This window comes from Modestobacter sp. SYSU DS0290, assembly GCF_054050955.1.
Map to the genome: position 1 here is coordinate 341,054 of NZ_JBJHAI010000001.1, position 11,588 is coordinate 352,641.

Here is an 11,588-nt window from a genome sequence, read left to right on the forward strand (position 1 = left end):
TGCCACCGGCGTCCTCGGTGGCCGGCACGTCTCCTGGAGGTCGACGCTGTGAACCGCCGCGCACTGCGCGCTGCCGCGCTGGGTGCCCTGCTGCTGTCCCCGGCCGCGCTCTCGGCCTGCAGCGCGGGGCAGGTGGCCCAGACCGCCACCCAGGAGCAGAACATCGGCGTCAACGCCGACGCCGACGGCGTCGTCCTGCGCGGCCTGCAGCTGCCCTACCCGACCGGTGGCGAGTACCCGGCCGGGGGTGACGCGCGGCTGATCGGCGCGATCATCAGCGAGGCCCAGACCGACGACACGCTGGTCTCGATCACCGGCCCGGACTTCACCGACGTCGAGGTCGTGGACCCCGCCGCCGAGGCGGTCGCCGCCGGCACCACCGGCGGCAGCTCGCTGGACGTCACCGTGCCCGCCGGCGAGATCGTCCACCTCGGCAACGGTGACGGGCCCGCGATCACCCTGCTCGGCCTCTCCGAGCCCCTCGGTGTCAGCCAGTACATCCCGGTGACGTTCACCTTCGAGGAGGCCGGCGAGGTCACCGTCGACGTCCCGGTGGGGATCCCGACCCGCGACCTGCCCCGTGGTGAGGGCTACGACTTCCACCACGAGGAAGAGGGTGGCGAGGGCGCCAGCGGCGGGGGCACCCACAGCGAGGGCTCCGGCGGCGCCCAGCCGACCGAGCCCGGGTCCGAGTCCTCCGAGTCCGCGGACGAGTGAGCCGCCGGCTCACCCGCTCCTCCCCCGTTCTGTCGTACCCCGCCGCCACCATGGCGGGGTGCCTCCCTCCGGCGTGAAGTCCGCCCGCCCCGCCCACCGCTGCTCCGAGTGCGGCCACACCTCCGCCAAGTGGGTCGGCCGCTGCCCCGAGTGCCAGGCGTGGGGCACCCTCCAGGAGGTCGGTGCGGTCGCCGCCCCGCTGCGGGCGGTCTCGGCCGGCCCGGTCAGCGCGAAGGCCCGGCCGATCGCGCAGGTCGAGCTCGCCGGCGCCCGCGCCGTGCCCACCGGCATCCCGGAGTTCGACCGGGTGCTCGGCGGCGGGCTGGTCCCCGGTGCGGTGCTGCTCGTCGCCGGTGAACCGGGCGTCGGGAAGTCCACGCTGCTGCTCGAGGTCGCCCACCGGGTCGCCGCCGCGAACGGCCCCACACTGGTCGTGTCGGGCGAGGAGTCCGCCGCGCAGGTGCGGCTGCGCGCCGAGCGGATCGGCGCGCTGCACGACGACCTCTACCTGGCCGCCGAGACCGAGCTGTCGGCGGTCCTCTCCCACGTCGAGGACGTCACCCCCTCGCTGCTGGTCCTCGACAGCGTGCAGACCGTGCGCTCGCCGGCGGTCGACGGCACCGACGGCGGGGCCAGCCAGGTCCGGGCGGTGGCCAGCGCGCTGACCGCCGTCGCCAAGACCCGCGGGATGACCACCATCCTGGTCGGCCACGTGACCAAGGACGGCGCCATCGCCGGGCCCCGCGCACTGGAGCACCTGGTCGACGTCGTCATCAGCTTCGACGGCGAACGGCACTCGACGCTGCGGATGATCCGGGCCACCAAGAACCGGTTCGGCCCGGCCGACGAGATCGGCTGCTTCGAGATCGGTGACGGCGGCGTGGTCGGTGTCCCCGACCCTTCGCACCTGTTCGTCTCCCGGCGCTCGGCCCCGGTGCCGGGCAGCTGCGTGACCGTGACCATGGAGGGCAGCCGGCCGCTGCTGGCCGAGGTGCAGTCGCTGGTGGCCACCAGCGGCGGTGGCGGCTCACCGCGGCGCGCGGTGAGCGGCCTGGACTCCCAGCGGGTGGCGATGGTCAACGCCGTCGTCGAGCGGCGGGGCGGCATCCGTCTCGGGGACGCCGACGTCTTCGCCGCCTCGGTGGGCGGGGTACGGATCATCGAGCCCGCCGCGGACCTCGCGCTCGCCCTGGCGATCGCCTCCGCCTCCAAGGACACCCCGTTGCCGCCAGGCCTGGTCGCCATCGGCGAGGTCGGGCTGTCCGGGGAGATCCGCCGGGTCGGCGGCACCGGCCGGCGGCTGGCCGAGGCCGCCCGGCAGGGGTACACCGCAGCGCTGGTGCCGGTCGACTCCGGGCCGGCCCCCAAGGGCATGCGGCTGATCGAGGTCCCCGACCTGGGCGGCGCCTTCGCACGCCTGTGGTGACCGAGCGTGCTGGAGACGCCGCCGGTCACCCGCAGGGAGGACCCGAGGTGACCGACCCAGGAGGGGAGCCGCGTAGGATCAGCGGCCGTATCGCCCGACCGTCAGGAGCGCTCGTGCCCCCCGCTGTGGACCCCGAGGCTGCGCTGCGGGAACTGCTCGGTCGGATCGCCCCGGGCACCGCGCTCCGGGACGGTCTGGAGCGGATCCTCGCCGGCCGCACCGGAGCCCTGATCGTGCTCGGCTACGACCGGGTGGTCGAGTCGCTGTGCACCGGCGGGTTCGCCCTGGACGTGGCGCTGTCGGCCACCCGGCTGCGCGAGCTGGCCAAGATGGACGGCGCGGTGATCGTCTCCTACGACGGCACCCGCATCGTGCGGGCCGGGGTGCACCTCATGCCCGACCCGACGATCCCCACCGAGGAGTCGGGCACCCGGCACCGCACCGCCGAGCGCGTGGCGCTGCAGACCGGGTTCCCGGTGATCTCGGTGAGCCAGTCGATGCACATCATCTCGGTGTACGTCACCGGCCGCCGCTACATCCTCGAGCACCCGACCACGATCCTGGCCCGCGCCAACCAGGCGCTGAGCGCCCTGGAGCGGTACAAGCTGCGGCTGGACGAGGTCGCCAGCACGCTGTCCGCCCTGGAGATCGAGGACCTGGTCACCGTTCGCGACGCCATGAGCGTCAGCCAGCGGCTGGAGATGGTCCGGCGGATCGCCGACGAGATCGAGGGCTTCGTCATCGAGCTCGGCACCGACGGCCGCCTGCTGGCCCTGCAGCTGGACGAGATGCTCGCCGGCGTCGAGGAGGACCGCGGCCTGCTCGTCCGCGACTACCTGCCCAGCGGCCGGCGCGGCCGTACCGGCGAGGAGGTCCTGAGCGACCTGCGAGCGCTGTCCGCCACCGAGCTGCTCGACCTGTCGGCGGTGGCCCGCTGCTACGGGCTGCCCACCTCCCCCGACGCCCTCGACTCCCCGGTCAGCCCGCGCGGGTACCGCCTGCTGGCCCGGGTGCCGCGGCTGCCCGCCGGGATCATCGACCGGCTGGTCACCCACTTCGGCGGACTGCAGAAGCTGCTGGCCGCGACCATCGAGGACCTGCTCGCCGTCGAGGGCGTCGGCGAGGCCCGCGCCCGCGGCATCCGTGAGGGCCTCTCCCGACTCGCCGAGACCTCGATCCTCGACCGCTACAGCTGAGCTGCCCCGCTGCCGGGGCGGCTCCTAGGTGAGGGTGAAGGCGGCGTCGGGGCTGGTCCGGGTGTCCAGCCGGCCGCGCAGCACGTAGTTCCCCGGCGGGGGCGGGGTCCGCTCAGTGGCGCAGTCAGGGCTGCTGGTGAGCCCGCCCCAGAGCACCGGGAAGGAGACCGACTCCCCCGGCTGGAGCGTGCGGTCGTCGGAGGTCGTCTCCGGGAAGCAGTCGTTGCTGCCCCACAGCCGGTTGCCGGCGCCGTCGAGCAGCACGATCTCCTGCAGCTGCTTGTCCAGGGTGCGCACGCACGGCACCTCCGACACGTTGCTCACCACGAGGTCGAAGGTGGGCTTGCTGCCGACCGGGGTGGTCGCCGGCTGGGGCCGGACCTCGACCGCGATCATCTCGTCGCTGCACCGGTCCCCCGGGGCCGGACCGGTCGGCTCCGGTGACGGCTCGTCGGCCGGCTCGTCCGGGGTGGGCGCCGCGGAGGGCACCTCCACCGCGGCCAGCGAGGGCGTCACCTGGTCCAGCAGGGGCGGGACGGCCGGTTCACCGTCGACCGACGCCTCGGCCCTGACCTCGGCGTCCTTCCCCGTGGTCGCCGCGACCGCCACCCAGCTGCCACCGCCCAGGACGCCCACGGCGCACCCGAGCACGAGCAGCCGCCGCCGCCAGTAGACGGCGGCGGGCAGGGGGCCGACCGGGTGGAGCACGTGACGACGCTAGCTCCCCGTCCGCGGCGGGGGTCGCGCGCCACGCCCGGACCGATCGCGCACCGAGGGCGCAGGTCGCACCGCAGTCATCGGCCCGCGACCCGACGGTGACGCTCCGTGGCGGACCGGTCCACCGCGTCCACCACCGGGCACACTGGACGCTCGTGAGCGCTCCCGCCGACAGCGACCGGTCCCCCGCCACCGACGGCCTCGAGCCGGTCGGGGAGACGATCGTCGACTGGTACGCCCGGGCCGCGCGCGACCTGCCGTGGCGGGCGCCGGGGACCGACCCGTGGGCGGTCCTGGTCAGCGAGGTGATGCTGCAGCAGACGCCGGTGGCCCGCGTGGAGCCCGTCTGGCGCGAGTGGCTGCGCCGCTGGCCCACTCCGGCGTCGCTCGCTGCCGAGAGCCCCGCCGAGGTCATCCGCGCCTGGGGGAAGCTCGGCTACCCGCGGCGGGCCCTGCGGCTGCGGGAGGCCGCGGTCGCGCTGACCGAACGGCACGGCGGCCAGGTGCCGGCCGACGTGCCCGAACTGGAGGCCCTGCCCGGCGTCGGCACGTACACCGCCCGGGCGGTGAGCTGCTTCGGCCACGGCCGGCGGCAGCCCGTCGTCGACACGAACGTCCGCCGGGTCGTGGCCCGGTTGGTGCACGGCCGCGCCGAGGCCGCACCGGCCCGCGCCACCGACCTCGGCGACATCGCCGCGTTGGCACCGGTCGACGACGCCCGCGCCGTCCGCTTCTCGGTGGCGGTGATGGAGCTCGGCGCGCTGGTCTGCGTGGCCGGGACGCCGCGGTGCCCCGCCTGCCCGGTGCGCGACCGCTGTGCCTGGCAGCTGGCCGGCTCCCCGGTCCATGACGGGCCACCCCGCCGGGTGCAGAAGTTCGCCGGCACCGACCGGCAGGTGCGCGGCCGGTTGCTGGACGTGCTGCGCGCCGCGCACGAGCCGGTGGAGGCCGATGCCCTGGTGCCGGCCTGGGACGACGCCGTCCAGCGCTCCCGCTGCCTGGACTCGCTGCTGGTCGACGGCCTGGTCGAGCAGACCGCCGACGGCAGGTTCCGGCTCCCCTCCTAGCGAGCGACGCGGCGCTCCCGGCCCCGCTGCAGGCCCCCACCGCGAGCGTGCGAGCGGTGGGGGGCAGCGGGGCCCTGCATGGCACAGGGGCCGCCTCCCGGCTGGGAGACGGCCCCTGTCGGGCCTCGTTCAGAGGCTCGCCCCGAGCGTGCGAGGGGTGAGGAGAACGAGGTCCTTCGTCAGTCGGCCTGCGCCGCCGCCGGCCCCTCGTCGTCGCCGTCGGCGCCGGAGAGCGCCACCGGCGGCGTGTCGGGCACGTCGATCGGCTTGGCCTCACCGCGGAAGGTGAAGGTCGACTTGGTCGGGTCGTCGGACTCGTCGACGTCGACCACCACGATCTGACCGCTGGTCAGCTCGCCGTAGAGGATCTTCTCCGACAGCGCGTCCTCGATCTCGCGCTGGATGGTCCGCCGCAGCGGGCGGGCACCCAGCACCGGGTCGAAGCCCCGGGCGGCCAGCAGCTTCTTCGCCGCCGGGGTGACCTCGATCGCCATGTCCTTGTTCTTCAGCTGCGTCTCCAGGCGGGCGAGCATGAGGTCCACGATGTGGATGATCTCGTCCTCGGTCAGCTGGTGGAACACGACGATGTCGTCGATGCGGTTGAGGAACTCCGGCCGGAAGTGCTGCTTGAGCTCCTCGTTGACCTTGAGCTTCATCCGCTCGTAGTTGCTCTGGTTGTCGTTCCCGGCCTGGAAGCCGAGGCCGACCGCCTTGGAGATGTCCCGCGTCCCGAGGTTGGTGGTCAGGATCAGGATCGTGTTCTTGAAGTCCACGATCCGGCCCTGACCGTCGGTCAGCCGGCCGTCCTCCAGCACCTGCAGCAGCGTGTTGAAGACATCGGCGTGCGCCTTCTCGATCTCGTCGAAGAGGACCACCGAGAACGGCTTGCGCCGCACCTTCTCGGTCAGCTGGCCACCCTCGTCGTAACCGACGTAGCCGGGAGGGGCACCGACGAGCCGCGACACGGTGAACTTGTCGTGGAACTCGCCCATGTCGATCTGGATGAGGGCGTCGTCCTCGCCGAAGAGGAACTGCGCGAGCGCCTTGGCCAGCTCGGTCTTACCGACACCCGAGGGGCCGGCGAAGATGAACGAGCCACCGGGGCGACGGGGGTCCTTGAGGCCCGCCCGCGTGCGCCGGATCGCCTGGCTGACGCTCTTGATGGCCTCTTCCTGGCCGATGATCCGCTTGTGGAGCTCGTCCTCCATGCGGAGCAGCCGGGAGGTCTCCTCCTCGGTGAGCTTGAAGACCGGGATGCCGGTCCAGTTGGCCAGCACCTCGGCGATCTGCTCGTCGTCGACCTCGGCGACGACGTCCATGTCGCCGGCCTTCCACGCCTTCTCCCGCTCGGCCTTCTCGCCCAGCAGCTGCTTCTCCTTGTCGCGGAGGGAGGCCGCCTTCTCGAAGTCCTGCGCGTCGATCGCCGACTCCTTCTCGCGGCGGACGCCGGCGATCCGGTCGTCGAACTCGCGGAGGTCCGGCGGGGCGGTCATCCGCTTGATCCGCATCCGGGCGCCGGCCTCGTCGATCAGGTCGATCGCCTTGTCCGGCAGGAAACGGTCGGAGATGTACCGGTCGGCCAGCGTCGCCGCGGCCACGAGGGCGCTGTCGGTGATGCTGATCCGGTGGTGCGCCTCGTAGCGGTCGCGCAGGCCCTTGAGGATCTCCACCGTGTGGGCGAGGGTCGGCTCGCTGACCTGGATGGGCTGGAAGCGGCGCTCGAGCGCGGCGTCCTTCTCCAGGTGCTTGCGGTACTCGTCCAGCGTGGTGGCGCCGATGGTCTGCAGCTCACCGCGGGCCAGCATCGGCTTGAGGATGCTGGCGGCGTCGATCGCGCCCTCGGCAGCGCCCGCCCCGACGAGGGTGTGGATCTCGTCGATGAACAGGATGATGTCGCCGCGGGTGCGGATCTCCTTGAGGACCTTCTTCAGCCGCTCCTCGAAGTCACCGCGGTAGCGGGAACCGGCGACGAGCGCCCCGAGGTCGAGGGTGTAGAGCTGCTTGTCCTTCAGCGTCTCGGGCACCTCGCCCTTGACGATGGCCTGGGCCAGCCCCTCGACGGCGGCGGTCTTGCCGACGCCGGGCTCACCGATCAGGACCGGGTTGTTCTTGGTCCGCCGCGACAGGACCTGCATGACCCGCTCGATCTCCTTGGCCCGCCCGATGACCGGGTCGAGCTTGGAGTCGCGGGCAGCCTGGGTCAGGTTGCGGCCGAACTGGTCGAGGACCAGCGAGGTCGACGGCGTGCCCTCGGCCGGGCCACCGGCGGCGGCCGGCTCCTTGCCCTGGTAGCCGGAGAGCAGCTGGATGACCTGCTGGCGGACCCGGTTGAGGTCGGCGCCGAGCTTCACCAGGACCTGGGCGGCGACGCCCTCGCCCTCGCGGATCAGGCCGAGCAGGATGTGCTCGGTGCCGATGTAGTTGTGGCCGAGCTGCAGCGCCTCGCGCAGGGACAGCTCGAGCACCTTCTTGGCGCGGGGGGTGAAGGGGATGTGGCCGGACGGGGCCTGCTGGCCCTGGCCGATGATCTCCTCCACCTGCTGCCGGACGCCCTCCAGCGAGATGCCGAGGGACTCCAGCGCCTTGGCAGCGACGCCCTCACCCTCGTGGATCAGACCCAGGAGGATGTGCTCGGTGCCGATGTAGTTGTGGTTGAGCATCCGGGCCTCTTCCTGGGCCAGGACGACCACCCGACGGGCTCGGTCGGTGAACCGTTCGAACATCTGCTGTATCTCCCTCTGACCGGCTGGACCTGCTGTGCTCGTGTCCCCGGCAGGGGACGGTGGACACCCGACGTACGTCGGCGCGCTGGGGCACCGGTCGTTCCACTGTAGTTCGCACCGCCCGACCTGCGCCGAGACGAGGCCGTCAGACCTGATCGGGGGCTCGTGAGAGTCAACTGTCGTCCCACTGACGGTGTTCCGCCGCCCCCGTGCCGCCGTTACGCCGTCAGCGGACGCCCCGAGCGGACAGGAGAGCCACCGTGATCCTCCCGAGAGTGCCGGACCCCCGGCTGGTGACGGTCCGCCGCGGCGGCACCCTCACCGACGCCGACCACCACCTGCTCGCCCTGTGGGCGGCGGCGTGCGCGGCGCACGTGCTCCCGTTGTTCGAGTCCGCCCGGCCGGAGGACCCGCGGCCCCGTCGGGCGATCGAGCACGCCCGCGCCTGGGTCCGCGGCGAGGTCCCGATGATGCAGGCGCGCGCCGCGGGCGGCCATGCCATGGGCGCGGCCCGGGACCTGCGCGGGGCGCCGCGGCACGCCGCCTACGCCGCCGGCCAGGCCGGCGCGGTGGCCCACGTCGCCGCGCACGACCTGGGCGCGGCCGCCTACGCGATCAAGGCCGCCCGTGCGGCCGCCCCGGCGGGCGCGGCGGAGGCCGCCGGACGACGCGAGTGCCGGTGGCAGCGCGACCAGCTCCCCGAGCCGGTCCGCGCGCTGGTCCTCGACGACCAGCGGCTGCGCAACGACATCTGCTGGTCGGTGTTCGACTGCTGAGCGCGCGGCCCGGCCCCGGGGACGCCGACGGCCCGGCGCCCCTCGAGGGGAGCCGGGCCGTGGTGAGGCGATGGAACGGCCCCGCTCCAGGGGCCCGCGCCGAGCTCGCGAGGCGTGGGGAGGAGCGGGGTCCTTCCTCAGTGAGCGGCTTCGAAGGCCTCGACGACGCTGGCCGGGATGCGGCCGCGGTCGCTGACCTCGTGGCCGTTCTTGCGGGCCCAGTCGCGGATGGCGCCGGCCTGCTCGCGGTCCATCCGGCCGCCGCCACCGGTCGCCCGGGAACGCCCGCCACCGGAGGCCCGGGTGCCACGGCTGCTCACCTTGCGCGCCGCCGAGACGTACTTGCCGAGCACGTCGCGCATCTCCGCGGCGTTCTTCTCCGACAGGTCGATCTCGTACGTCGTCCCGTCGAGGGCGAAGGTCACCGTCTCGTCAGCGGGAATGCTGTCGTCGAGGTCGTCACTGAGGATCACCTGGACCTTGCGAGCCATTGTTGTTCCACTCCTGTTGCGTCAGCCCCCGTGGCCAGTGCATTTTGCCGACCCGGAGGCCGACCCGGACCATTGCACCACATTGCCGGCCATTTCCACCAATCCGCCCACGCATTTCACGCGGATGTGTGGGAAAACGCAGGTCAGGAATGGATCGGCCGGACCAGCGGGAACAGGATCGTCTCCCGGATGCCGAGTCCGGTGAGCGTCATCATCAGCCGGTCGATGCCCATGCCCACACCGGCGGTGGGCGGCATGCCGTACTCGAGGGCCTCCAGGAAGTCCTCGTCGAGCACCATCGCCTCGGGGTCACCGGCCGCCGCCAGCAGCGCCTGCTGGGTGAACCGCTCGCGCTGGGCGACCGGGTCGACCAGCTCGGAGTAGCCGGTGCCCCGCTCGATGCCGCCGATGTAGAGGTCCCACTTCTCCGCCAACCCGGCCTCCGACCGGTGCGCGCGGGTCAGCGGTGAGGTGTCCAGCGGGTAGTCGACGACGAACGTCGGGCTCTGCAGGGTGTGCTGCACCAGCGCCTCGAAGATCTCCTCGACCACCTTGCCGGGCAGCCACGCCGGGTCGACGCCGACCTCGTGCCGCTCGGCGAGGGCGCGCAGGTGCTCGACCGGCGTCTGCGGGGTGACCTCCTCCCCCACCGCCTCGGAGACCAGCGAGTACAGCGGGCGCTGCGGCCACTCGCCGGAGAGGTCCAGTTCCGTGCCGTCGTGGTGCCGCGCGACATGGTCGCCGAACAACGCCGCACAGCATTCCTGGATGAGCTCGCGGGTGATCCGGGCACCGTCGGAGTAGTCGCCGTAGGCGGCGTAGAACTCGAGCATCGCGAACTCCGGGGAGTGCGAGGAGTCCGCTCCCTCGTTCCGGAAGTTCCGGTTGATCTCGAAGACCCGGTCCAGGCCACCGACGATGCAGCGCTTGAGGAACAACTCCGGCGCGATGCGCAGGTAGAGGTCCAGGTCGAAGGCGTTCATGTGCGTCCGGAAAGGACGCGCCGCCGCCCCGCCGTGCACGGTCTGCAGCATCGGCGTCTCGACCTCGAGGAAACCTCGTCCGACGAGCCCGGACCGCAGTGCGCTCATCACCGCGGCGCGTTCCTGCACCGTGCGCCGCGCCTCGTCCCGGACGATCAGGTCGACGTAGCGCCGGCGGACCCGGAGCTCCTCGCTCATCGGCTTGTGCGCCACCGGGAGCGGGCGCAGCGCCTTGGCGGCCAGCTGCCAGGAGTCGCCGAACACCGAGAGCTCGCCGCGGCGCGACGTCCCGACCTCGCCGGTGACCAGCACGTGGTCGCCGAGGTCCACGTCGGCCTTCCAGGCCGCCAGCAGCTCCTCGCCGACCCGGTCGATCGAGAGCATGACCTGCAGCTCGGTGTCGCCCTCGCGCAGCGTCGCGAAGCAGAGCTTGCCGGTGTTGCGGGAGAAGATCACCCGCCCGGTCACGCCGACCCGCTCGCCGGTCATCGTGTCCGGCGGCAGGTCCGGGTGCTCGGCGCGCACGTCGGCCAGGCTGGCCGTGCGGGCCACCGTGACGGGGTACGGGTCGACCCCGGCCTCGCGCAGCCGGTCCAGCTTGGCCCGCCGGACCCGCAGCTGCTCGGGGAGTTCGTCGTCGACGTTGCCGGGGGGTTCCTCGCTCACGGGGTCCCAGCCTACGGGCGGACCGCTCAGCGCTGGGCGGCACCGCCCTGGTGCCGCGCGAAGGCCAGCCGCAGACCCTGCACGGTGAGGTCTGGATCGCGTTCGGCGATCGACCGGCAGCTGTCGGCGACCAGCCGGTGCAGACCGCCGGTGGCCACCACCACCGGCGCCGCGCCGAACTGGGCCACCAGCTCCCCGGCGATCCGGTCGACCAGGCCGTCGACCAGCCCGGCGAAGCCCAGGACCAACCCGGACTGCAGCGCCGCCACGGTGTTCTTCCCGATCGCCTGGGCGGGCACGGTCAGCTCCACCGAGCGCAGCTGCGCCGCCCGGGTGGCCAGCGCGTCCAGGCTCACCTCGACGCCGGGGGCCAGCGCGCCGCCGAGGAACTGCCCGTCGGGGCCCACGGCATCGACGTTGGTCGAGGTGCCGAAGTCGACGACGACGACCGGCCGGCCGCTGCCGTCGGGCCGGCGGCCGTACAGCTCGTGCGCGGCCAGCGCCGTCACCACCCGGTCGGCGCCGACCTCCCGCGGGTTGTCCACGTGCAGCGGCACCCCGGTGCGCACCCCGGGCCCGATCAGGGTGACCGGGACGGCGAGGGAGTCCAGCAGCTGGCGCAGTGCCGGCAGCAGCGCGGGCACCGTGGAGCAGGCGGCCACACCGGTGACCTCGGTGTCGCGCAGCAGCCCCCGCCACAGGAACAGCAGCTCGTCGGCGGTGGCCCGCGACCGGGTGGTCACCCGCCAGCTCCCGACCCGGCGGTCGCCGTCGAACGTGGCCAGCACGGTGTGGCTGTTCCCGACGTCCACGGTGAGCAGCACGG

10 protein-coding genes are annotated in these 11,588 nt (G+C 73.2%); 5 read left to right on the forward strand and 5 right to left on the reverse strand.

Features of this window, described 5'->3' with window-relative positions:
* The first annotated feature begins 48 nt into the window (after positions 1 to 48).
* The 3 genes from ACI795_RS01695 (at position 49) to disA (ending at position 3,339) form a co-directional block, all read left to right on the forward strand.
* On the forward strand, positions 49 to 717 hold the full coding sequence (locus ACI795_RS01695) for a copper chaperone PCu(A)C (RefSeq protein WP_457073374.1): 669 nt from the start codon (positions 49 to 51) through the stop codon (positions 715 to 717).
* 58 nt (positions 718 to 775) lie between these two features.
* Positions 776 to 2,143, forward strand: coding sequence for a DNA repair protein RadA (gene radA, locus ACI795_RS01700; protein WP_457073375.1), 1,368 nt, complete (start codon positions 776 to 778; stop codon positions 2,141 to 2,143).
* A 113-nt stretch (positions 2,144 to 2,256) separates the two neighbouring features.
* Positions 2,257 to 3,339, forward strand: a complete 1,083-nt coding sequence (gene disA / locus ACI795_RS01705) for a DNA integrity scanning diadenylate cyclase DisA (RefSeq protein ID WP_457073376.1) — start codon at positions 2,257 to 2,259, stop codon at positions 3,337 to 3,339.
* Between the two features lie 24 nt (positions 3,340 to 3,363).
* On the opposite strand, the gene ACI795_RS01710 is transcribed toward disA, so the two are convergent.
* Positions 3,364 to 4,047, reverse strand: coding sequence for a MucR family transcriptional regulator (locus tag ACI795_RS01710; protein ID WP_457073377.1), 684 nt, complete (start codon positions 4,045 to 4,047; stop codon positions 3,364 to 3,366).
* Between the two features lie 164 nt (positions 4,048 to 4,211).
* Here ACI795_RS01710 and ACI795_RS01715 point away from each other — a divergent pair, with 164 nt between their 5' ends.
* Entirely contained in the window at positions 4,212 to 5,123 is a 912-nt protein-coding gene (locus ACI795_RS01715) for an A/G-specific adenine glycosylase (protein ID WP_457073378.1), read from the forward strand.
* Positions 5,124 to 5,302: 179 nt separating this feature from the next.
* On the opposite strand, the gene ACI795_RS01720 is transcribed toward ACI795_RS01715, so the two are convergent.
* Positions 5,303 to 7,846 carry an ATP-dependent Clp protease ATP-binding subunit gene (locus tag ACI795_RS01720; protein WP_457073380.1) on the reverse strand — a complete coding sequence of 848 codons (2,544 nt, stop codon included), beginning with the start codon at positions 7,844 to 7,846 and terminating at the stop codon, positions 5,303 to 5,305.
* A gap of 260 nt (positions 7,847 to 8,106) precedes the next feature.
* Between ACI795_RS01720 and ACI795_RS01725 the strand changes: the two genes are divergently transcribed.
* Positions 8,107 to 8,622: a putative immunity protein gene (locus tag ACI795_RS01725; RefSeq protein WP_457073381.1), complete on the forward strand. Its 516-nt coding sequence runs from the start codon at positions 8,107 to 8,109 to the stop codon at positions 8,620 to 8,622.
* Between the two features lie 137 nt (positions 8,623 to 8,759).
* Here ACI795_RS01725 and ACI795_RS01730 read toward each other — a convergent pair whose 3' ends face one another.
* The 3 genes from ACI795_RS01730 to ACI795_RS01740 form a co-directional block, all read right to left on the reverse strand.
* Positions 8,760 to 9,113 (reverse strand): histone-like nucleoid-structuring protein Lsr2, encoded by a 354-nt coding sequence (locus ACI795_RS01730; protein WP_457073382.1) that lies wholly within the window; start codon positions 9,111 to 9,113, stop codon positions 8,760 to 8,762.
* Between the two features lie 143 nt (positions 9,114 to 9,256).
* Positions 9,257 to 10,762 (reverse strand): lysine--tRNA ligase, encoded by a 1,506-nt coding sequence (gene lysS / locus ACI795_RS01735; RefSeq protein ID WP_457073383.1) that lies wholly within the window; start codon positions 10,760 to 10,762, stop codon positions 9,257 to 9,259.
* A gap of 26 nt (positions 10,763 to 10,788) precedes the next feature.
* Complete coding sequence (locus ACI795_RS01740; RefSeq protein ID WP_457073384.1) at positions 10,789 to 11,586, reverse strand: type III pantothenate kinase; 798 nt, start codon at positions 11,584 to 11,586, stop codon at positions 10,789 to 10,791.
* Positions 11,587 to 11,588 lie beyond the last annotated feature (2 nt).

Coding starts and splice junctions, on each gene's coding strand:
- ACI795_RS01720 (WP_457073380.1), bottom strand. CDS start 7,846: ATGTTCGAACGGTTCACCGACCGAGCCCGTCGGGTGGTCGTCCTGGCC.
- ACI795_RS01730 (WP_457073382.1), bottom strand. CDS start 9,113: ATGGCTCGCAAGGTCCAGGTGATCCTCAGTGACGACCTCGACGACAGC.